Origin of the sequence: Hyphomicrobium sp. MC8b, assembly GCF_905067615.1 — a bacterium.
In the GTDB taxonomy this organism is placed as follows: domain Bacteria; phylum Pseudomonadota; class Alphaproteobacteria; order Rhizobiales; family Hyphomicrobiaceae; genus Hyphomicrobium_B.
Genome location: NZ_LR898465.1, coordinates 1,608,388 through 1,627,222, shown reverse-complemented (window position 1 = coordinate 1,627,222; position 18,835 = coordinate 1,608,388). Strand labels below are relative to the sequence as shown.

Annotated in this window: 22 protein-coding genes; 12 read left to right on the top strand and 10 right to left on the bottom strand. The window is 58.4% G+C overall.

Annotated elements, in window-relative coordinates; all coding sequences use genetic code 11:
• Nucleotides 1–10: 10 nt before the first annotated feature.
• The 3 genes from ACLB1Z_RS07930 to ACLB1Z_RS07920 all read left to right on the top strand — a co-directional run bounded on the left by ACLB1Z_RS07930 (nucleotide 11) and on the right by ACLB1Z_RS07920 (nucleotide 5,173).
• The gene (locus tag ACLB1Z_RS07930) at nucleotides 11–1,117 is read left to right on the top strand and encodes an efflux RND transporter periplasmic adaptor subunit (protein ID WP_409562820.1); all 1,107 of its coding nucleotides are present in this window, start codon (nucleotides 11–13) and stop codon (nucleotides 1,115–1,117) included.
• A 3-nt stretch (nucleotides 1,118–1,120) separates the two neighbouring features.
• Complete coding sequence (locus tag ACLB1Z_RS07925) at nucleotides 1,121–4,288, top strand: efflux RND transporter permease subunit (RefSeq protein WP_409562819.1); 3,168 nt, start codon at nucleotides 1,121–1,123, stop codon at nucleotides 4,286–4,288.
• A gap of 252 nt (nucleotides 4,289–4,540) precedes the next feature.
• A complete protein-coding gene (locus ACLB1Z_RS07920; protein ID WP_409562818.1) occupies nucleotides 4,541–5,173 on the top strand; it encodes an HAD hydrolase-like protein in 633 nt (210 codons plus the stop codon).
• Between the two features lie 761 nt (nucleotides 5,174–5,934).
• Here the strand turns inward: ACLB1Z_RS07920 and ACLB1Z_RS07915 are convergent.
• Both ACLB1Z_RS07915 and ACLB1Z_RS07910 read right to left on the bottom strand, forming a co-directional pair.
• A complete protein-coding gene (locus ACLB1Z_RS07915; protein ID WP_409562817.1) occupies nucleotides 5,935–6,222 on the bottom strand; it encodes a hypothetical protein in 288 nt (95 codons plus the stop codon).
• A gap of 160 nt (nucleotides 6,223–6,382) precedes the next feature.
• Nucleotides 6,383–6,739: a c-type cytochrome gene (locus ACLB1Z_RS07910; protein WP_409563241.1), complete on the bottom strand. Its 357-nt coding sequence runs from the start codon at nucleotides 6,737–6,739 to the stop codon at nucleotides 6,383–6,385.
• A 98-nt stretch (nucleotides 6,740–6,837) separates the two neighbouring features.
• On the opposite strand from ACLB1Z_RS07910, the gene ACLB1Z_RS07905 reads away from it, so the two are divergent.
• Nucleotides 6,838–7,263 carry a c-type cytochrome gene (locus ACLB1Z_RS07905; RefSeq protein ID WP_409562816.1) on the top strand — a complete coding sequence of 142 codons (426 nt, stop codon included), beginning with the start codon at nucleotides 6,838–6,840 and terminating at the stop codon, nucleotides 7,261–7,263.
• A 26-nt stretch (nucleotides 7,264–7,289) separates the two neighbouring features.
• Nucleotides 7,290–7,649, top strand: coding sequence for a c-type cytochrome (locus tag ACLB1Z_RS07900; RefSeq protein ID WP_409562815.1), 360 nt, complete (start codon nucleotides 7,290–7,292; stop codon nucleotides 7,647–7,649).
• A gap of 65 nt (nucleotides 7,650–7,714) precedes the next feature.
• Here the strand turns inward: ACLB1Z_RS07900 and ACLB1Z_RS07895 are convergent, their stop codons facing one another.
• On the bottom strand, nucleotides 7,715–8,059 hold the full coding sequence (locus tag ACLB1Z_RS07895; protein WP_409562814.1) for a hypothetical protein: 345 nt from the start codon (nucleotides 8,057–8,059) through the stop codon (nucleotides 7,715–7,717).
• A 188-nt stretch (nucleotides 8,060–8,247) separates the two neighbouring features.
• Here ACLB1Z_RS07895 and ACLB1Z_RS07890 point away from each other — a divergent pair, with 188 nt between their 5' ends.
• Both ACLB1Z_RS07890 and ACLB1Z_RS07885 read left to right on the top strand, forming a co-directional pair.
• The gene (locus tag ACLB1Z_RS07890) at nucleotides 8,248–9,408 is read left to right on the top strand and encodes a serine hydrolase domain-containing protein (protein ID WP_409562813.1); all 1,161 of its coding nucleotides are present in this window, start codon (nucleotides 8,248–8,250) and stop codon (nucleotides 9,406–9,408) included.
• 27 nt (nucleotides 9,409–9,435) lie between these two features.
• Nucleotides 9,436–9,636 (top strand): hypothetical protein, encoded by a 201-nt coding sequence (locus tag ACLB1Z_RS07885; RefSeq protein WP_409562812.1) that lies wholly within the window; start codon nucleotides 9,436–9,438, stop codon nucleotides 9,634–9,636.
• Between the two features lie 96 nt (nucleotides 9,637–9,732).
• Here ACLB1Z_RS07885 and ACLB1Z_RS07880 read toward each other — a convergent pair whose 3' ends face one another.
• Nucleotides 9,733–10,020, bottom strand: a complete 288-nt coding sequence (locus ACLB1Z_RS07880; protein WP_409562811.1) for a hypothetical protein — start codon at nucleotides 10,018–10,020, stop codon at nucleotides 9,733–9,735.
• A gap of 226 nt (nucleotides 10,021–10,246) precedes the next feature.
• Here ACLB1Z_RS07880 and ACLB1Z_RS07875 point away from each other — a divergent pair, with 226 nt between their 5' ends.
• The 3 genes from ACLB1Z_RS07875 to ACLB1Z_RS07865 all read left to right on the top strand — a co-directional run bounded on the left by ACLB1Z_RS07875 (nucleotide 10,247) and on the right by ACLB1Z_RS07865 (nucleotide 12,530).
• Complete coding sequence (locus tag ACLB1Z_RS07875; protein WP_409562810.1) at nucleotides 10,247–10,603, top strand: polymer-forming cytoskeletal protein; 357 nt, start codon at nucleotides 10,247–10,249, stop codon at nucleotides 10,601–10,603.
• A gap of 137 nt (nucleotides 10,604–10,740) precedes the next feature.
• Nucleotides 10,741–11,451, top strand: a complete 711-nt coding sequence (locus ACLB1Z_RS07870) for a carbonic anhydrase family protein (protein ID WP_013946953.1) — start codon at nucleotides 10,741–10,743, stop codon at nucleotides 11,449–11,451.
• Between the two features lie 233 nt (nucleotides 11,452–11,684).
• Nucleotides 11,685–12,530 (top strand): SDR family NAD(P)-dependent oxidoreductase, encoded by an 846-nt coding sequence (locus ACLB1Z_RS07865; RefSeq protein ID WP_409562809.1) that lies wholly within the window; start codon nucleotides 11,685–11,687, stop codon nucleotides 12,528–12,530.
• Nucleotides 12,531–12,620: 90 nt separating this feature from the next.
• Here the strand turns inward: ACLB1Z_RS07865 and ACLB1Z_RS07860 are convergent, their stop codons facing one another.
• Nucleotides 12,621–12,884 (bottom strand): hypothetical protein, encoded by a 264-nt coding sequence (locus ACLB1Z_RS07860; protein ID WP_409562808.1) that lies wholly within the window; start codon nucleotides 12,882–12,884, stop codon nucleotides 12,621–12,623.
• 205 nt (nucleotides 12,885–13,089) lie between these two features.
• Nucleotides 13,090–14,343 (bottom strand): diguanylate cyclase, encoded by a 1,254-nt coding sequence (locus ACLB1Z_RS07855; RefSeq protein WP_409562807.1) that lies wholly within the window; start codon nucleotides 14,341–14,343, stop codon nucleotides 13,090–13,092.
• Nucleotides 14,344–14,812: 469 nt separating this feature from the next.
• Between ACLB1Z_RS07855 and ACLB1Z_RS07850 the strand changes: the two genes are divergently transcribed.
• A complete protein-coding gene (locus tag ACLB1Z_RS07850) occupies nucleotides 14,813–14,944 on the top strand; it encodes a hypothetical protein (protein ID WP_409562806.1) in 132 nt (43 codons plus the stop codon).
• A 403-nt stretch (nucleotides 14,945–15,347) separates the two neighbouring features.
• Here ACLB1Z_RS07850 and ACLB1Z_RS07845 read toward each other — a convergent pair whose 3' ends face one another.
• Complete coding sequence (locus tag ACLB1Z_RS07845; protein ID WP_409562805.1) at nucleotides 15,348–16,418, bottom strand: energy transducer TonB; 1,071 nt, start codon at nucleotides 16,416–16,418, stop codon at nucleotides 15,348–15,350.
• A gap of 211 nt (nucleotides 16,419–16,629) precedes the next feature.
• Here ACLB1Z_RS07845 and ACLB1Z_RS07840 point away from each other — a divergent pair, with 211 nt between their 5' ends.
• Entirely contained in the window at nucleotides 16,630–17,466 is an 837-nt protein-coding gene (locus ACLB1Z_RS07840; protein ID WP_409562804.1) for a DUF72 domain-containing protein, read from the top strand.
• 38 nt (nucleotides 17,467–17,504) lie between these two features.
• Here the strand turns inward: ACLB1Z_RS07840 and msrB are convergent, their stop codons facing one another.
• From msrB to ACLB1Z_RS07825, 3 genes are all read right to left on the bottom strand, one after another.
• Nucleotides 17,505–17,906, bottom strand: a complete 402-nt coding sequence (gene msrB, locus ACLB1Z_RS07835) for a peptide-methionine (R)-S-oxide reductase MsrB (RefSeq protein WP_013946944.1) — start codon at nucleotides 17,904–17,906, stop codon at nucleotides 17,505–17,507.
• 59 nt (nucleotides 17,907–17,965) lie between these two features.
• On the bottom strand, nucleotides 17,966–18,232 hold the full coding sequence (locus tag ACLB1Z_RS07830) for a hypothetical protein (protein WP_409562803.1): 267 nt from the start codon (nucleotides 18,230–18,232) through the stop codon (nucleotides 17,966–17,968).
• Nucleotides 18,233–18,310: 78 nt separating this feature from the next.
• Complete coding sequence (locus ACLB1Z_RS07825) at nucleotides 18,311–18,742, bottom strand: hypothetical protein (RefSeq protein ID WP_409562802.1); 432 nt, start codon at nucleotides 18,740–18,742, stop codon at nucleotides 18,311–18,313.
• Nucleotides 18,743–18,835 lie beyond the last annotated feature (93 nt).

Genomic DNA, 18,835 nt, shown 5'->3' with positions numbered 1-18,835 from the left:
GGAGGCCGAAATGCGCCTTGCTTCGTTCGCCATCCTTGCGCTCTTCGTTGCACCGCCTCTGGCCCTCGCTCAACAGGCTGAGGCACCGAAAATTTCCGTCGGCGTCGTTCGTGCCGATCTTAAGCCGATCTCCAATGCTCTCGATTTCGTCGGCCGAGTGGAGGCGATCGAACGGGTTGACGTCCGCGCCCGGGTCACGGGCTTTCTAGACGCGATCGAATTCAAGGAAGGCGAGATGGTCCCCGCCGGCGCTCCGCTCTTTCGAATCGAAGACGGCCTCTTCAAAGCAGCCGTCAGCGAAGCGCAAGGCGCATTGGAGCGCAGCAAATCCGCGAAAGTGCTGACCGAGGTCCAGCTCGATCGCGCAAAAGATCTGCTTGAACGCAACGTGGGTACCGCTGTCGCCCGCGATCAGGCTCTTGCCGCGGATGAGCAAGCCAAGGGCACGATACTCATCAACGAAGCCAGCCTGCAGACGGCAAAGATCAACCTCGGATATACCGTTATTACTGCTCCGATAGCAGGAAAGGTCGGGCGGTCGACTATCACTAAAGGCAATGTCGTCGGTCCAGACACCGGGCCGCTGACCGTTATCGTTAGCCAGGACCCGATGTACGTGACATTTCCCGTCAGCCAGCGGGAATTTCTGCGTCTGCAAAAAAGCGGGCAATCTCTTGACCTAACGAAACTCAAGGCGACGCTGCGATTTGCGGATCAGAGCGTCTACGATCAAATCGGTACGATCAACTTCGTCGACGTCACGGTCAACCGATCGACCGATACCGTTCTTGTGCGCGCGAGTTTCCCCAATCCGAATGGTGCTTTGATCGACGGGCAATTCGTGCGCGTTGGCGTCGAGACTGGAACGCCCCAAGATAAAGTCGTCGTTCCGCAAGCTGCGCTCATTGCCGATCAGGAGGGCGTTTACGTCTTCGTCGTCGATGATGGAAAGGCAGCGGTTCGAAGGATCAAAACCGGCGGAGATTTCGGAAACGGCGTCGTCGTCGAAGATGGCCTTTCCGCAGGCGAACAGGTCATCGTCGAAGGATTGCAGGGGGTCCGGCCGGGAGCTCCGGTGATCGCAACGCCCGTGCCATCCACGACGGATCGGAGCTGATCAATGCTCTCAGCCATTTTCGTCGACCGGCCGAGGCTCGCAATCGTCATCGCCATCGTCACGACGATTGCGGGTGCGCTCGCGCTCTATGCGATCCCGTTGGCGCAATACCCCGACATCGTTCCCCCGCAGGTGCAGGTTACGACGACCTATCCCGGTGCGAATTCCGCGGTAGTCGATGCGACCGTCGCGCAGCCCATCGAGGCGCAGGTCGTCGGCGTCGACAAGATGATCTACATGAAGAGCGTCAGCGGCGACGATGGCAGCTATACGCTCATCTGCTCGTTCGAACTCGGCACAAATCCTGACATTAACACGGTCAACGTCAACAACAGAGTCCAGGTCGCATTGTCGAGCCTGCCGCCGGAAGTGCAGCGACAGGGCGTATCGGTGAAAAAGAAATCGTCAGCGTTGCTGGGCGTCATCGCACTTTACTCGCCGAAGCACACGCACGATCCGCTCTTTCTCTCCAATTACGTGACGATCAACCTTCTAGATCAAATCAAAAGTACGCCGGGCGTCGGCGACGCGACGTTGTGGGGACCGCAGGACTACGCCATGCGCGCCTGGATCCGGACCGATCGGCTCACAGGGCTCAACCTCACGACGGGCGACATTATCAACGCGATCCAAGCGCAGAACATTCAAGCCGCCGTGGGGCGCATAGGCGCTCGACCAATTTCGAACGAGCAGCAGTTGCAGCTCAATCTCACAACGAAAGGCCGCCTCAACAACGTCGCCGATTTCGAAAAGATCGTTCTGCGGACGAACTCCGATGGTTCCATTCTGCGCCTTGGCGACGTGGCGCGTCTTGAGCTTGGTGCGGCCAATCTCGACCGCGAAACGCTTTTTAATGGTGGCCCCGCAGCTGTCGTCGCGATCTATCAGGCTCCCGGCGCCAACGCGATCGCGACTTTGAACGAAGTGAAAGGCAAGCTCGCAGCGGCAGAGAAGCGGTTCCCGAAGGATCTTGCCTGGAAAGTGACCTACGATCCGACTGAGTTCGTCACCGATACCATTCACGAAGTTCAAAAGACGCTCATAGAAGCTTTCATTCTCGTCGTTATCGTTGTCTATCTCTTCCTCGGCAGCGTTCGCGCGACGTTGATCCCGACACTTGCCGTTCCAGTCAGTCTCATAGGCACTTTCGTCGTGCTGCTCGCCATCGGCTATTCGGCGAATACAGTATCGCTACTCGCAATCGTTTTGGCGATCGGCATCGTGGTCGACGACGCCATCGTCGTGGTCGAAAATGTCGAGCGCGTGATGGAGGAGCGGCCGGACCTATCTCCCGCCGAGGCGACCAAACTCGCCATGCAGGAAATTACCGCGCCGATCATCGCCATTACCCTGGTTCTTCTCTCTGTGTTCGTGCCGGTCGCGTTTATCCCTGGAATTTCGGGAGAACTGTTTCGCCAGTTTGCCGTTACCATCGCAGTGTCGATGTTCCTCTCTGCCATCAACGCGCTTACGCTTTCCCCTGCTCTGTGCGGCATTTTTCTGAAACCGCACCATGGACCGCGCAGAGGATTGATTGGCATCATTATGAGAAGCATCGATTACATTCGGGACGCCTACGGCGCCGCGGTGGCGCGGATGCTTCGGTTCTCGTTGGTCGGCCTCGCTCTCGTGGCAATCTCCGGCGTCGGAATCTGTGCGCTGTCAAAAGTCACGCCGACTGGTTTCCTACCGGAAGACGATCAGGGCGCGCTGTTCGTTATCGCGCAGCTTCCGGGAGGTGCATCCGTCGTGCGCACCACCAATGTCGTGAAGCAGGCCGAGGAAATTTTGAAAGGCGAGTCTGCCGTCCAGGATGTTACGTCCGTCATCGGCCTCAATTTCATCGATAACTATTCCCAGGCCAACGGCGCGTTCATGGTTGTGACGCTGAAACCTTTCGCGGAGAGGAAGGACCGCTCGCAAGGTGTCAATGCATTGATCTCGCGGCTGGGGCCAAAGTTCCGCGAAATCGTGGGCGGAATTGTCGTACCGTTGGCGCCACCGCCGATCATCGGTCTCGGATCGGGTGGCGGTTTCGCATACGTTCTGAAAGATCTCCGCGGCGGCGATCCAAAAGCCCTGGCACAGGTATTACGAGGGCTTCTCGTTGCCGCCAACCAGGACCCGAAGCTCTCGCGCGTCTTCAGCACGTATTCCGCGACGAACCCTTCCATCTATCTCGATATCGATCGTGACAAGGTTCAGGTTCTTGGCGTGAAGCTCAACGACGTGTTTCAAGCATTGCAGGCATCCCTCGGCGGATATTTCGTCAACAACATGAATCTTTTCGGCCGGACGTGGCAGGTCCAAGTGCAGGCCGACGCTGCCGATCGCACGAGCGTGGACGATATCTTTCGGATCAATGTGCGAAACGACAAAGGCGAGATGATTTCGTTGCGGAGCTTGGTGGAAGTGCGGCCTGTCATCGGTCCATCGGCGATCATTCGCTATAACAATCTCCGCGCGGTGACCATTCAAGGCAGCCCGGCGGCCGGTGTGTCCTCCGGTCAAGCTCTCAACTCGATGGAAGCCGTCGCCGCACGCACGCTGCCTGACGGATACGCGGGCGAATGGACGGATACGGCCTTTCAGGAAAAGCGCGCCGAAGGCAAGACGGCGATCATCTTGGGATTTGCCCTACTCTTCGCCTATCTGTTCCTCGTCGCACTCTATGAGAGCTGGACCATTCCGGTCCCCGTTCTGTTGTCGGTCAGCGTCGGCGTGTTCGGCGCATTCGCGGCCATCGTGCTGGGCGGCCTGACGCTCGACCTTTATGGCCAAATCGGCATGGTCGTGCTGATCGGTCTCGCGGCGAAGAACGGCATTCTCATTGTCGAATTTGCCAAAGAGCAGCGTGAGCGCGGTATCGAATTGCATGAAGCAGCGACCGAAGGCAGCCGATTGCGATTCCGACCGGTGATGATGACGTCGTTCGCTTTCATCCTCGGATTATTGCCGCTTGTCATTGCCGTTGGAGCTGCCGAACTCGCGCGCCGGAATGTCGGCACGCCTGTATTCGGCGGAATGATTTTCGCGTCGTTCATCGGGATATTCGCAATCCCGTCACTATACGTGACGTTCCAGGCGCTTCGCGAACGCTTGAGACCATCCGTCAGGCGGCGGGCGAACGCTATATCTGGCAGCCAGAGCCCTACGGCATCGAAAAGCTAAGCATCGCCATGAGGCTTGGTTGTCGCCAACCGACATTTCCGAGCCCACGCGCATGGCGGCCTGCTCCCTGCTGGGGACTTGTTGTGCGCCATCAAAAGACGCCGACGAAAGACAAATCCCGCGCCCTGCCACTCAGCGACAATACGCAGCCGGTGCTGTCACGGTCCGTACGCAAAACCCTGCAAGTGATGCGCGATTGACTCCCTCTCCGTTCCGAGACAGGGTCGGAGCTAGAGGAGCCGTCATTAGCACATGCGCTATTCGCTGGTTATTTTCGATCTCGACGGCACCCTCGCCGACAGCTTTCCCTGGTTCATCGGCAGCCTGAACGACGTGGCGGATGCGTTCCGCCTGCGCCGCGTCAGCGAAGACGAGATCGAACCGTTGCGCCGTGCCGACGTCCCCGAGATTCTGAAACACCTCGGCGTACCGCGCTGGAAATTGCCGATGATCGCCCGCTACATGCGCAAGCTGAAATCGACGCAGCTCGAGACTATCTCGCTCTTTCCCGGCGCAGGCGACATGCTGCACACGCTGAAGAGCGGAGGCGTCACGCTGACGCTCGTCTCATCCGACAACGAGGAGAACGCGAAAGTCGTTCTCGGTCCCGAGAACACTGCCCTCTTCTCAGATTACAATTGCAGCGCGGCGCTCTTCGGCAAGTCCGGAAAATTCCGCCGCGTAATGAAACGCGCGGGCGTCGCCCCGCATCAGGTTCTGGCGATCGGCGATGAAGCCCGCGACCTTAATGCCGCCCGCGCTGCCGGCATTGACTTCGCCGCCGTGACCTGGGGCTACACCGCACCCGAAAAACTACGCACGCTCCAACCTGATATGATATTCGAGCGTATCGAGGACATCGGTGCGCACCTGCTCACGAGCTAGACCAATCCAAAATGTCATCCGCGCTCGGCTCTCCGCCTCCCGGGCACGGAAGGCGCCGAGAGAACTCGCATAAAAAAAAGAGCCGGACGGACGCCCGGCTCTTCCACAAAAAAACGCAGTCGATCATAGAGACGCAAAGGTCTCTTATGGGCACATCCAAACCGGTCCGATGATCACACAACCGCGCGAACGCCAGTTCCACGGACGGCGATGATAGCGATGCCAACCACGATAGCGATTGTGCCGCCAGTGACGCCGATGATGCCAATTCTTGTGGCGATAATGGCGATTGCGTTTCCAATGTCCGCGTTTATGCCGAACAAGCTCTACGCCGCTCTGCGCTTTTCCGACGCCGGCAAGGCTGGTCGATGCAGGCGCGGCTGATACTGCCGTGCCGCCGATGGTCGTTCCGATTGCCATTAAACAAATAAGTGCGAAACGTTTCATCCCGAAGTCTCTCCTTTGTTTTGATTGCGAATGACGCGGCTTGACACCCACCAAGCCGCTGCAATTGCACGGCGATACAGAGATACTCGCCGCATACGTTTTGAAACGATCTCACAGGAAATATCCGCCGCAAGAAAACAGCCTCAAAAGCCTATATTTTAAGTGCTGTGGGCGGAACTTTTTGGGGACGTGCTTGCAGGCAGGCGCCGGTTGGCTCCATCAACGGTTGCCCCCGCATTTTGCAAATGCGTGCAAGGCGTCGCAGGATTATCCACCCGCTCGCCTCGCGCGCTTAGAGATTCGATCGTCAGCGATCAGTAACCGTAAACGCCGACGCCACCAGGGCCAACATAAACACTCACGCCACCGGGGCCATCATCGTAATAGCCATCATCGTAATAGCGATAGCGTCCACGCCAACCGTAGTCATCGTTGCTACCGTAACGGCGAAGATGCTCACGGTCGCTGCGATTGAGATAGCGGCCCTGGCGCTCTTTGGCGCGGGCGCCTTCGACACCACTAATGGAATCCGCGTGCGCAATCGGCGCCGCAAACGCCGCGATGGAAACCGCGCCGATGATAGCGACAAATGTCCTCTTCATCGAAGTCCTCCATGTCCTGGGCGCGCTGGCAGTTTTTTTGCGCGTCCTCAACTACAAAGGGCAACGCGTCCACATGCGGGGCTGTTCCACGCCGATCGGCGACCCAAGGCTACGGCCGCCTTCTGCTTACGGATGAAGCGCTAAAAAAAACGTCGTCTAGTTACCTTTTTTCGTTGGCTTTTAGGCTATTGAGGTAGGCGATGATCCACCCAATCTGGTCCGGATCGAAGCTGAACTCGGGCATATCGGGATGACCCGACATAATGCCTTCCGCCAGCGATTCCTCGAGATCCTCGACAGGATAGCGATGGACGATATCGCGAAACGGCGGCGCTTGAGCGTGCGGGCTGTTTTCCGTCAATCCCAGCGCATGACAACGCGCGCAGTTCTTTTGCAGGATCGCCAAGCCCTTAGCCGCTTCTTGCTCATCCCCGTTTGCGCTTGCGTTACTCGACACTAAGAAGACGAAGCCTAGCGCCAGCATCAATGCACGACAATCCACGCTCAAATAAATCATCTCTACCCACCCGGCCAATTTGCGCTTCGTCAATTCATGACCTAGCGCACCGATGTCACAATTGTATTGATTTCGAACAATGGATTTTGAGGGGTTAGATGACGGCAAAATTGGCGATACGTGCGACGTGTACGTTTGCGACGAATGCTTTGGCATTTGCGGTCATTGCATTTGGCTGTACGGCTCCGTTGCCGGTTTCAGCTTTGGCGCAGCAGATGGATGCGCCGCCGAACTTGAAAGAAGAGCCGGGCAAAGCAGAATCTAAACATCCTGACCTCGAGAACGGAAACAATCTCGCACGCAAGCTGTGCACGTCCTGTCATCTGATTGGAGAACCGGCGAACGCTCCGGTCCCTAGCGATGTTCCGACGTTTGCCGGCATCGCCAACCAACCGGGACAAACGCTGGACCATCTTGCTACGTGGCTTACGCGGCCACACCCGCCGATGCCCAATCTAAATCTGACGCGCATCGAGATCCGAGATCTCGCCGGCTACATCATGTCACTTCGAACCGAGAAATAAGAGAACATGGACGGAGGAGAAGCCGCATGCATCAGTTGCATTCCAAAACGATGCGAGGGCTCGCCACGGCTGCAATGCTCGCCGCCGTCTCAACGCCATCGGCCGTCGACAGCCAGGAGATTGGCGACGCACGACAGGGATACAATTTCGCCGCGAAACACTGCGCTGAGTGTCATGCGATAGACTTCGGAAATCCGAAATCACCCAATGCCGATGCTCCCTCCTTCACAAGTGTCGCTCAAACGTCTGGCATGAGCGGACGTGCACTCGCTGTGTGGCTGGACACATCTCATCCCACGATGCCGAATTTCGTGCTGCATGCGGACGACCGTAACGACGTTATCGCCTACATCATGAGTCTCAAAAATCGCCCGCCGCCTAAATAGAGATCGGACAGCGATCTTGATACTATGTCTGCATTCGGTGAGACGTATCGGCGCAACGCACGTCATCACGCCCGCGCAAGACCGCGGACAAGGCTGAAACGCGAATAGATCAAATACGCGATGATGAAGGCCAACCACGATACGATCGCAAGCCAATCGTGCCATGCCTGCTTCTCGGTGGATATCGTCATCCACACGCCGAAAATGCAGAACGAAAGCATGGCAATCCACGAGGCGATAATCTGTACGCGCAGTGCCCGGCGGACGCCGGTTTCTTTGTCTGCAGGTAATAAATAGCCGCGCCCTCGTCGAGCAAAGGGAAATACCAGGGTGTCGCCAGATGCATCATTGGCAAAATGCCGATCCAAACAAAGGCGATCGAAAAATTCTGTTATTGCAATCATCCGCATTCCAAAATCATGTCGCCGAACTGAGGCAACTGAAACCATCGGCGAATTAGAGTTGTACCATCCGCCCGGTAAGTACGTGGGCGGCCAAAAATTTAACGGCAGCTCAACCAAATCCGTCACTAACAGCCGGCCGTTGAGACACTTCGTCCTGAAACGGGCTATGCTTCACCGAAAGCTGGAGTGCCCTAATGCGTATGCCGTTCGTCTTTCTCGCTGCCTCCCTTCTGTTTGCAGCAACCGCCCGCGCCGAGATTTCACTCAATACGCTGCTAGACCCGATCCGTACAAAACATGCACTCCCGTCGCTCGCGGCGGCGGTCGTTAAAGATGGAAAGCTCGTAGCAGTTGGCGCGGTAGGCGTGCGTGTGGCGGGAACGACAATTCCGGTCACGGTCGATGACCGCTATCACCTCGGATCCGACACCAAGGCCATGACCGCAACCCTCGCGGCGATGATGGTAGAAGAAGGCAAACTGAGTTGGAATTCGACCATTGGAGAGGTTTTGGGCTCCGATCTTCCCAATCTCAGGCCGAAGTTCGCCGCCATCACGCTGAAAGAGTTGCTCTCGCATACGAGCGGCATACCGACCGACAATGAAGAAATTGGCAAACTTTATTTCAGCGCTGACGCCTACGAGCATACGCTCAAGGACTGGCGTCTACACATGATCGAGGCCTGGGGTTCGAAGCACGACCCGAGCTTTCCGGCATCCGGCAAGTTTCAATATTCGAACCTCGGCTACATCACCGCCGGAGCGATGATCGAAAAAGCGGCGGACAAACCTTGGGAGCGTCTGATGTATGAGCGGATTTACGAACCGCTCGGGCTGGCGACGGCGGGCCTCGGCGCTCAAGCAACATTTGGTCTCTACGACGCACCTGTTGGCCATCGCATCGAGGCTGATGGCAAGATCACACCGATGGCATGGGGCGAAAGCGCAGATCTGCCGGCTTCCCTCGGTCCAGCCGGGCTGGCACATATGAGCATCAAGGACTTCGCAACCTGGGCTGGATGGATTGCAGGCGGCGGCAAGCGCGGCCCGGCCCTGGTGACACCCGAGACGCTGAAAATCTTGGAGGCGCCGGCCGTTTCGATGGAGATAAAGAATCCAAAGCCCGGCACGCCGAAATCTGGAGCCTACGCGCTCGGCTGGGGACTTTCAAAATTCAACTGGACGGAAAAACCGATCCTCACGCACAATGGCTCGAACGGTCTGAACTTCGCGTCCATCGCAGTCGACCCAGATCACGATCTCGCCATCGTGGTGACGAGCAATATCGGCGGCCAGAAAGTGGACGAGGTCACGCTGGAAGTCATGAAAGCACTTTACGAAGAATTCGAGAAATAGCGATCCGCAGCAGTTTGAGAACCGCCCATGTCTCTCTTTCTTCCCTTCTGGCAACGCCTGCTCGTCACGATCGTCGCCATGCTGGTGGCGAGTTGGGTCGCTGGTTTGATCTGGCAAGCCGTCTTCCGCTTCCCGCTGCCGAGCTATGTCGGCGGCATGGTCGGGGGGCTAGCGGCGCTCCCGCTTTGGGATCTCCTGAAACGCATCCGTCCGAGCGGCGGACCCTGACACCGTGTCAGGTCGCGCGACACTCGACAGCGTCAGAAAAATTTGCAGCGCGCGGCGGCTGGGGCGCAGGCCGCATGTCACCGCGCGCCAATGAAGCTAGATCGGCAGAACCGAACGGATCTGGTCTTCGTACTGCTTGACCGCTTCCAACGCCCGCTTCTTCATCGCCGGATCGACGTCCACATGCGATGTAAAGCCCTCGATTGCCTCGCGGGCGTTGCCGACGATCTGCGTCGCAGCATTCTGCGGACTCATCTCGCGGCTCACGATCTTCTGCAGAAGCTGCGTAAGAATAACGCCCGTGGCGAGCGACAATCCCGAAAGCTCGGCGATTTCGCGTTTCAGTTCGGCGATTGCCGCGTTCGTATCCGTCGTCTCCGCCATTAGCCCATTCTCCCTTCGAGCGCCGACTTTACGGCCGTTTGCTAATACCGCATCGGAAAGAGCGCAAGAGGACGTCGGTGGCAACGCCGCGCGCTGCCACATGAGTTGCCGCCGCCGCGGACGCAAGATACCTTTGCCCGGTGCGAAAAAGCCTGAAATTCGCCGAAAATATCCGTCAGGCTGATGCCAGCGGGAGTTGTGTCGGCTACGGACGGGTACAAGTTTTATGCGTGACCTCAAGACGACCACCAGCGTCGGCCGCACACTCACTATTCCGCGCACCGCCACCATCGAAGGTGGCATCGACTATCCCGGCCCCCTCGTCATCGAGGGCACGGTCCTGGGCGAAGTCAATTGCCTCTCTCTCACGGTCGCCGCGCGCGGCGTGATCGAAGGCCGGATCAAATCGGAAACCGTCACTGTCGTGGGCGAAGTCACCGGCGAGATTTTTGCCAACGATTTGACGCTGAAATCCGCCTGCGTGGTCAACGCCAACATCGTTCATAAGAAACTGCTGCTCGAAACTGGCTCCTTTTTTGAAGGCAAATCCCGCAGACATCCTAATCCGCTGGAATTGGCTTAGACGCGAGACTAAAGTCCCATAAAAACAGAGAAGCTGCCTCAAATCGCCGATAATAAACGAGAATTTGCTCTTGTTTTGGACGTGTCCATTTAAGCATTCCCCAGTTAGATTCGGTCGTCGATATCTGGGAGGCTTTGATGCTGTCGCGCCGTCATTTTTGTTGCAGTAGCGCCTTAGCCGCCGGTCTGCTGGCAGTCGATCGGGCTTTCGCCGCCGATCAGTGCTCCGTCATGACCTCCGAGCGCCAGTCCGCGACCAGCCCGGACGACGCTTTGGCTAAGCTCAAGGCCGGAAACGAACGCTTCGCCACACAGAACATGCGCAATTGCGATCTGATCGAACAGGTCCGCGCGACAGCGGGCGGCCAGTTTCCCTCGGCGGTCGTGATCGGGTGCATTGACGCCCGCGTGCCGCCCGAACTCGTTTTCGATCAACGTATCGGCGACATATTCAGCGCCCGCGTGGCCGGCAACGTCATCAACGACGATATTGCCGGGAGCGCTGAATTCGCAACGAAGCTGGCAGGCGCCAAGCTTATCGTGGTGCTCGGCCATAGCGAATGCGGCGCTATCAAAGGCGCCGTCGACGATGTCGAGTTCGGTCTGCTGACCGGCGTCCTGGCGCGGATCAAGCCCGCTGTGGCCGAAGCAAGCAAAGACTTTCCGGACGATCGCACGTCGAAGAACAAGGCTTTCGTTCAGGCCGTCGCAACAGCCAATGCCCACCTAGGCGCGGAGCGGCTGACCGCCCTCAGCAGCGTCCTCCGCGATCTCGTCTCAGCCCAACAGCTGAAGATCGTCTCGGCTATGCACGACGTCGCGACCGGACGCGTTACCTTCCTCGACTAGTTCCAGCCCAATCGCAACCGCCTCAGGGAGTCGGCCGCATCACGACGCCCCTGTGAGCCGGCGGGAACACAGGACTTGTCGTTTCGCGGCCGACACCGCGACGCGGCGTCGTGGGGAATAGATTAACCGGCGCCGCTCCCACCTCGCTGTTCCCCAGGGAACAGCCCGGCCTCGATTCAACGCCGGCAGTCGCGTAAAACGCCGACAACAACAATTCGCGGAGCCCCTGCCCCATGCCAAGAGTTCTCGTCACCGGGACGTCGTCCGGCTTCGGACTAGCCATAACGGTCGAACTCGCAAAGCAGGGCTGGGACGTCGTCGCCACGATGCGCGACCTCACCAAGCGCGGAGAACTCGACCGGGCGCTAGTCGCGGCAGGCGTGCACCAAGCGGTAACGGTCGGACAGCTCGACGTAACCGATCCAACGTCGATCGAACGCGCCGTCGCCGAATTGGATCTTCCCAATCGGCAACTCGATGCCGTCGTGCACAATGCGGGCGTCGCGGCAGGCGGTGCCTTCGAAGATCTCCCCGAGACAGACGTCCGCCGGATCATGGAGGTCAATTACTTCGGCGTCTTGGCGCTGACGAAATGCCTGCTGCCGACTTTTCGCGCGCAGCGCCGAGGACGTATCGTCATCATCTCAAGCGAATCGGCATTTGCTGGCCAGCCCGCCAATTCGCCTTACTGCGCCTCGAAATGGGCCGTGGAAGGATGGGCCGAATCACTCGCCTACGAGGTCGAGCACTTCGGCATCGACATTATCCTAATCGAACCCGGCCCCTACCGCACGAGCATCTGGGAGAACTCGCCGCGCATCCTCCCGAAAGATAGCGTCTACCTGCCGCTACTGAGGCATCTCGAGGTGACGGTCGAGGCCCTTGTCGCCAAGTCAGCGGGCGATCCTGCAGATGTCGGCAAGGCCGTCGCGAAAGCCCTGGCGGCGCGGCACCCTCGGTTCCGCTATGCAGTTGGCCCGACGGCCAAGTTCAACCACTTCGCGCGCGGCAAGCTGCCAAGCACCGTCGTCAGAAAGCTGATCGGCCGGTATCTGGGACTTGGCCGCGTCCGCTGGTGACGAAGAGGCGGACCAAAAGAAAACCCGCCACCGCAAGATGCAGCGACGGGCGCAAAGCTTGTTCGAAAGACGCCCGCAGCGCGAGCAAAATTACTTGCCGTGCTCGCGGTGATATTGGTCGATATCAGCCTGCGTAACTTCGCTCGAATGTCCAAGCGCATGGATGCACGAGTCGGTCAACATCTTGCGATGCTCGCGCATGCAGGACCTTGCTGCCTGCGTACCGACTTTGTGCTGACTGCAATACGCAGCGTAATCGGCGCTGCATGCATCTTTCACGGCCTGACTGACCGCGAATGCACAACCCGACGAAAAGGCAAGCGCCACCGCAGCCAAAACCGCGACCCTCTTCATATCCGTGTTCCTTCTAAGTGATATCCCGTCCCCAAACGCAAATGCAGCGGCGTTGTTCCCTGGTCAAGAGCGACAAACACAAACGCAACATGGCAAGAGAGATGTCGCACGAACCTCGTGCCAGCCTTGCATATCAGGAAGCTGATCGTGCATGAGCTCGAAGATGCCTAATCCGTGCATTTTCGAAATGCTCTTGCCGACAACTTTAGTGCGCGAAGAGCCCGCGCTCAGCCATTCCGACGAATTCGACGAACTGCATCCGCGGCGCCACTTGGTTGCGACCGTTTCGCTTCGCCGAATAAAGCGCCGCATCTGCCGCAGCGATTACCTGACCCACGCGAATATCTCGACTCAGGACCACCGACGCGACACCCATACTGACCGTCACGACCTCTCCTAGGTCAAGCGCCGGATGCGGGATCGATGCATCCTCCACTGCTTTTCGAATCCGCTCCGAAATCCTGATCGCCCTCGGCAGATCGACGCCATGCAACAGGACGACGAACTCCTCGCCGCCGAAGCGGAAAACATCGTCGGAATAGTCCCGCAACTCGCTCTGCACGATCCCCGCAACGCGCTTCAGGCAGACGTCTCCGGCCTGATGACCGGCCGTATCGTTGAACGATTTGAAATGATCGATATCGAGCAGAATGACCGCCAACTCTTTGTCAACGCCATCCGCACGGTCACAGTCCTCGATCGCTTCGTCGAGAGAGAGCCGGTTGCGAAGCCCTGTCAGCGCGTCCCGGCGGCTCTTGGCATCGAGATCCTGGCGCTGCAATCGCCCTCTGAGCGACAACAGATAATTCATCCGCGTTTCGCGCTCCAGCACATATGAGGCGAAAAGGGTCAGAACGACGGCGCATCCAAACACGGTGTTGGCCGAAACCTGGAACTCGAACGTGGATGCGGGTAGCAACGACAATCCGACGGCGTGCATCGCAAAACAAGCCAGACACGCGGCCATGGCCCACCAAAACCGCACCCGCTGCACCATCGTTATGAAGAGTATGATGAGAATGAGCGACTGGTGCTGCGCGTCCCCTGGCCCACCTTCGCCGACGAGCATGAGATAGAGAATGCTGCCTGCGCCGAGCACAACGCCACCGGCCGCCACCAGGAATTCGCGGATCGCCACCGGCGGATTGAGGTAGAGCGACGCGATCATAAGCAACGCGATTGGCGTCACCACACCGAGGCGCACCCAGAGGGACGTTACAAACGTCTGCGGGGAAACCAGCCAGTCGGGGATGAGAAACAAGTCGTAAAGCAAGATCCCAAACAACCCGCCAAACGCGAGCTGTCGGCACCGCTGAACCGCAACTTCTTGTTCAAAGGCCGCTTCGAGCTGCTGAGGAAATTTCAGCAGCGGAAAGCCAGACGCAATTGCATTTTCAAGCGTCGAGCGTTCGACGCCGGCCGGAATGGATTCGCCCGTCACTCGTTCCATCACAAGCATTTACCCCGCTCCTCATGAGCGGAGGCTACGGCCCGGACGCTACTATCGGCCTCCTTAATGCGAGGTACACAGACCGCGTGAAGATAAAAGCAATTATTCTCGTCGAGAAAATAATCAGCTGTTTTCCATCTGCGCCGCGCAGACCGCGGGCAACTCGGCACGCAAAAAATATCCAAAGCAGATCAGCACTTTACCAAACAGCCAATTAGCAGCCTTAGCGTGTCGCTTAAGGTGCACGATCATACTTTGTGAGAATCCCAATTAAATTTGAAAGCATGCTTGCCTGAACATTAAGATTTGCCCGTTTCAAATCATGCCGGTCAAAGCGGCTTCCGGACGGGCTGAGATTCGCCAGGCTTTTTTGCACCATCCGCGTCAAGCCCAACACGGAACAAGCTCGACGTTTCCGGCGTTGCTCCCGCGTTCACATGCGTATCCAGACAATCGCAATCGACCACGGGAGATGATCATGAAAGTCGTCGCGCTTGGAATATGCATCGCCGCTCTTGCGCTCGGCGCTTGCCGCAGGGAAACGCCGGAATATGCGCCAATGAAGCTCGGAGGCACGAATACGGCTTCCGATGCCGTGCAGCAGCAATAAGTGTCCGTCCCCTCCTCCGAAACACGTAACGAAAAGAAGCTCTGCAGCGTCGCGGCCACTCTCAGCGGGTGTCGGTGACGCTGCTTCACTTTGGCTATTGTGGCCGAGCCTGAGTCGAACTTAGCCTGTTGAGAACGTCATAAGAAACTTCTTCGGGATCGCCCAGGACCGCACGATTGGCAGTTTGTCTGCCATCGCAACAACCTGTTGGAGCGATCATGAGCGAGAAGACCGACGTGACCTTCCTCTTAGCTCTCCTCATCCTGACGGTCGTCGGACTTGTCATTTCATCGGCTACGCACGCCGAAGAGCTGCTTGCCGCGACGCTGCCTGCCTGATTTCGCGTAATACCAAGGCAGCGGACAAATTCCGCAGGTCTGTCGCGAAGTCGAGTTCGGCGACCTCAATCGTAGATGTAAGTCACGATGAAGGTGCGGTCGGCCTCATTAGAGCCCGCCGGCGGAATAGGATAGCTCGTCTGCTTGGCTGCAAAGACCACATCCTGATTAAGCGATGGATCCTTGGATCCAGCGAGCATTTTTACGAAAATCACGTTGCCGCTGTCGGACAGAAAAATTCGAACGGTCACACGGCCGAGCGTATTCGAGAGCTGCGGCATGGTCTGCTGAAGCGCCCTGATCACCGCCCTCGCGAAAGCATCGTTGAGGCCCGAGCGCGTGATGCCCGGAGGGCGCTGGAATGCAGCCGCGCCACCGCCGCCGCTAAAACTCGGAGCCAGGGCCTGCGTCGATAAATCGAGCGCAGCCACCTTCTTCTGAGCCTTCGACGAAGATTTTTTCGCAGCCTTACTCGTGCTCGGCTTCTTGCTGGCCCGCTTCGTGTCTTCCTTAGGTTGCGGTTTCGGCTTCGGCTCGTTCGCGCTCTGCAGTTTCGATGGATCCTGATCGTCGAGCGAGAAGAGGTCCGGCGGCTGGCTGTCTGGGCTCGTATCGTCTTGTTTGGCGACCTGATCCGGTTTGGCCGGGTCCGTCTCCTGAGGAACGTCCGGTTGCGGCTGATCCGGCGGCTGCGGCGTATCTTGAGCCTGTGGCTCCGGCGGAGGCTGCTGGGGTTCGGGCGGCTGCGGCTCTTGCTTAGCCTGCTCCTGCTGAGGCGGCGTCGGCTGTTGTTGTTTCTCCGGCGGCTGCTGAGGCTCAGGCTTGGCCTTCTGCTCCTGCTGCGTCGGCGCGATCGGCCCAGGCGGTGGCGAAACTTCGTCGGCGACAGTCGCCCGGCTCTTGAGATCCTGCTCGGTGACCAGAGAAACGCTGATCGCGTCATCCGCTCCATTTTCGGCGCCAAGGCGCTTGGCGCCTCCGCTGCTAACCGCGCTGATCAAAAACGAAGCGTGCAGAAGAAGCGCAACGGCCAGCGCGATATAAAAATTCCGCTCGCGCTTCGACGCGCCCGCACCCCAAGGTACGAAGCCCGCAATGGAAAGACCGGCCGTTTGCCCCACGTTCTCGGCAGTCATGTGCCTAATGCTGATCCCAACGGCGCAAGATTACAACGCTTGCCCCAAGCGCTGTCACCAATGATAAATGATCGGCGAAAAAACGCCGAGATGCCGTGCCCGCGATTATCCGTGCATGCGCCCCGAGGTCGCGGGAAAAACAAGAACTTGCCCAGAATTATGGCGATTCGCTGAACACGGCGATTCTGTCCTCGAATATGGAAGGCCTGTCATGGCGCGCAAAGCCGAAACTGCCCGCAGCGGCACGATCCGGGCCGGCATCGGCGGCTGGACATTCGAGCCCTGGCGCGGCGTTTTCTATCCCGAAGGCTTGGCGCACGCGAAAGAACTGGAATACGCCAGCCGCCATCTCGCCACGATCGAAGTGAACGGCACATACTATCGGACGCAGAAACCCTCGACGTTCGCAAGCTGGGCAAAGGCGACGCCGCCCGACTTCATTTTCACATTGAAGGGTCCGCGTTACGCTACGAATCGGCGCATTCTTGCGGAAGCTGGAGATTCGGTTTCTCGTTTCATCGATTCCGGCGTCGCCGAGTTGGGAGACAAGCTCGGGCCGCTCCTTTGGCAGTTTGCGCCGACAAAGAAATTCGAGGAAGGCGACTTCGGCACCTTCCTCGAGCTTTTACCGAAGAAAGTCGGCAAGCGACCACTGAAGCACGCCGTCGAAGTGCGGCATGCATCGTTTTGCACGCCGTCGTTCGTTGCCTTGACCCGCGAGCATGCGGTCGCCATCGTCTTCGCCGATCACGCGATTTATCCGGCCATCGCCGACGTGACGGCCGACTTCGTTTATGCGCGGCTTCAGACGGGACAAGACACGGTGCCCACCGCCTATAAGCCGAAAGCTCTCGATCAGTGGGCGGCCCGCGCAAAAATATGGGCCGACGGTGGCACACCCGACGACCTGCCGGTCATGGCGCCAAAGGATAAGGCTCCGAAAACGCCACGCGACGTGTTTGTCTATTTCATTCACGAGGGAAAGATACGCGCTCCCGCTGCCGCGATGGCTTTTCAGAAGCGCGTGACGCCGGACGGCAAGTCCTGACAGCCTGTCTAGCACGCGAGTCGTCTTAAAAAGGCTCACTACTTACTTTCGGGCTTCGGTGCCTCTTCATCGAGATTGAGGCAAACCGAATTGATGCAATAGCGCTTGCCGCTATCCGTCGGACCGTCGTCGAAAACGTGACCAAGGTGCGATCCGCACCGCGCACATGTGATCTCGGTGCGCACCATCCCGTGAGATGTATCGGTGTGATATTCGATAGCGCCCGGCAGCGCCTCATCAAACGAAGGCCAGCCTGAACCGGAATCGAACTTGGCATCGGAGGAAAATAGCGGATTGCCGCAAGCCGCGCAGGTGAACGTTCCATCGCTCTCGGAATGCAGGTACTCACCGGTGAAGGGCGGTTCAGTGCCCTTTTCGCGCAAGATCCGATATTGCTCCGGCGTCAAGAGTTTCCGCCACTCGGCCTCGTCGGCTGGCATCGATTTTTTATCCATGCCGCATATATCGGCCAACTGCGGCCGCCCTTCAAGACCACCGCTCAGTCGTAATAGCGATCGCGATAGCGTTCTCGTAACCAGAGCCGGCGCAGATCAATCCGGCGGGGCGGCGGCGGCCCGTACTGTGGGTAAAAGCCGCTGGGCGCACCGTAGCGTCTCAACTGCTCCATATCGTACCGGCTGGCGACGCCGGCACGGTACATGGCGCGCGCATGTTCGACATCGAAGATCGATTGCGCTTTCGCCTCGGTGGCGACGAATGCCAATGGCGACAGAGCGATAAGAACAGCACGCGCAAGCGGTTTCATGTAACTTCTAAATGCTCCTGCGGTCGGCAGTTAAGCCGCCGACTCATTCGGACAATTTGGGCACCACGGCCTGAAGTATCAATAACCTGGACAGATGCGCGCGCGATACCTGCGGCTGTAGTAGCAGGTCGGATAATCCGGATAGTAGTAATCATCGTAATAATAGTCGTCATAATACGGGTAATAGCCGCCATAGTAGGGATACCCGCCGTAGAAGCCGTAACCCCAGCCCCTACCGCGCCAGTATCCACCGTGCCAGTGGCGGCCGCCGCCCGCCCAGTGACCTCCACCACCCCAATGACCTCCGCCACCCCAATGGACACCTCCGCCCCAGTGACCTCCGCCGCCACCGCCCCAGTGACCGCCACCTCCGCCGTGCGTCAGGACAAGACCGCTTGGCTTGCCAAACGCGACCGCACCTAAACCGCCAGGCGCCGCGGTCGCGGTACCCGACATACCGACGATTGCCGCCAGCAAAGCGCTGGCAAGCAAATGTACGAAGCGAAGCATGAACGCTCTCCGATCTGGAACCGCGCCTTAAATCCGCCGGTCCCGTTCATCGCTAGCCGCAGCATATGCGACGTCCGTCCAGTATATCCCGGC